Below are 1,477 nucleotides of genomic sequence, written 5' to 3'. Positions count from 1 at the left end.
TATTGTATCTTAAAATAAATAAAATTTCATTATCAAATGAAGTGGAATACACTGAAAGTATCAAATTTTCTGAGGTGAGGGAATGATGGAAGTTCTATTATTTTTTACAGGTATGATTGTTGCATTTGTGGGTACACTCGCAGGTAGCGGCGGGTTGATCGGGATGCCGATGATGCTTCTTCTCGGCATCCCTGTGCATACCAGCATTGCAACTGCTAAATTCTCGAATATTATCAGTTCATCTTCTAGTTTTGTCTATTTGCTGAAAGAGAGGAAAGTGACTTTCAAGGAGTGCCTTCCCATTATACCTTTAGGAGCGGCCGGAGGGATTGCCGGTGCATTCCTCTCAGACAAGATTAATCCGGCAGTCCTTGAATGGATGGCATTTTTCTTTTTATTATTTGCTCTCCTTCTGAGCTTAGTGAAAGGAATCAAGACTACTAGCAGCAAGGCACCCTATAATCTCCCGGTTGGAAAGTTATTCTTGATCAGTTCCTATGACGGTTTATTTGGCCCCGGTCAGGCAACCCTTTTAATGTACACTCATCTAATGCATGGTCTCAGTTATTTAAAGACCGTGGCTTTGACAAGGTTCCAAACCTTTGTCAGCTGCCTTGGTGCATTTATCATCTACTTGATCAATGGGCATGTCGATTGGATGACTGCAGTCCCCTTTGCCCTGGGTGCACTGATTGGAGCTCAGTTGTCTGTCAGATTAGCTGGTAGATTATCTATCAAACAAGCAGGTAAATTATTAAATATCATTACATTCATTCTAATTCTGCAAGTGGGACTGAGCCTATTGTTTTAACTCTTTTTCTTCCAGGAAACAACAGTAGATAAACACAGTCTTTTTATATTATTCATGAATGGCTGACTTCTAAACATGTCTCCCTTAAAACAATTTAATAAAAGGGGATGACATTTTATGTCATCCCCTTCGATTTATTCAGTTTTTCATAATACGGATATTAATAATAATTCAATGTTACGATTGATAGATGTTACGCTGAAGCTGTTTCAGTATCACTCTTCTGGTCATGATTCCTTCAAAATAATCTTCTTCTGAGACCACACACAAGAAGGGGTGATCAATTAACAGTTCAATCGCCTTTTTGAAATTCGCTTCGAATGATATTGTAGGGAACTCCCTGGTCATGACTTCCTCTACTTTCATTGTTTCAAGCTTTTCAAATTCAAACCGCTCCAGTCCAAGCACCGCGTCAGTAATCAGGGAGGAGCTGATGAGCCCTTGAAAATGAAAGCCGGAATCCAAAACCGGAATAGAAGAGTAACCGCTTTTTGTCAACAACAATAAAGCATGTTCAAGAGAATTTCCCATTTGTACATGTGCAACTTTTTCTGACGATATGATGAAATCTTTAATCTTTGTCTCTAAGAATTCCTTACTACTTAATGAAATCATGTAAAACCCCTCATTTTTAATATGAATGTTTCATTTAGCATGTTTCTGGAG

The 1,477-nt window shown here is 38.6% G+C and carries 2 protein-coding genes; one reads left to right on the top strand and one right to left on the bottom strand.

The window, feature by feature from the left end; genetic code table 11:
- Positions 1-82: 82 nt before the first annotated feature.
- Complete coding sequence (locus tag HP456_RS23885; RefSeq protein ID WP_246289410.1) at positions 83-811, top strand: sulfite exporter TauE/SafE family protein; 729 nt, start codon at positions 83-85, stop codon at positions 809-811.
- A 177-nt stretch (positions 812-988) separates the two neighbouring features.
- Here the strand turns inward: HP456_RS23885 and cbpB are convergent, their stop codons facing one another.
- On the bottom strand, positions 989-1,426 hold the full coding sequence (cbpB, locus tag HP456_RS23880) for a cyclic-di-AMP-binding protein CbpB (protein ID WP_172255661.1): 438 nt from the start codon (positions 1,424-1,426) through the stop codon (positions 989-991).
- Positions 1,427-1,477 lie beyond the last annotated feature (51 nt).

Origin of the sequence: Bacillus haikouensis (assembly GCF_013179555.1) — a bacterium.
In the GTDB taxonomy this organism is placed as follows: domain Bacteria; phylum Bacillota; class Bacilli; order Bacillales; family Bacillaceae_B; genus Rossellomorea; species Rossellomorea haikouensis_A.
This window is presented reverse-complemented; position numbering and strand designations above follow the sequence as displayed.

What these genes read in the sequence shown, in the direction of transcription:
- HP456_RS23885 (WP_246289410.1), top strand. Translation starts at nt 83, where the DNA reads ATGATGGAAGTTCTATTATTTTTTACAGGTATGATTGTTGCATTTGTG.
- cbpB (WP_172255661.1), bottom strand. Translation starts at nt 1,426, where the DNA reads ATGATTTCATTAAGTAGTAAGGAATTCTTAGAGACAAAGATTAAAGAT.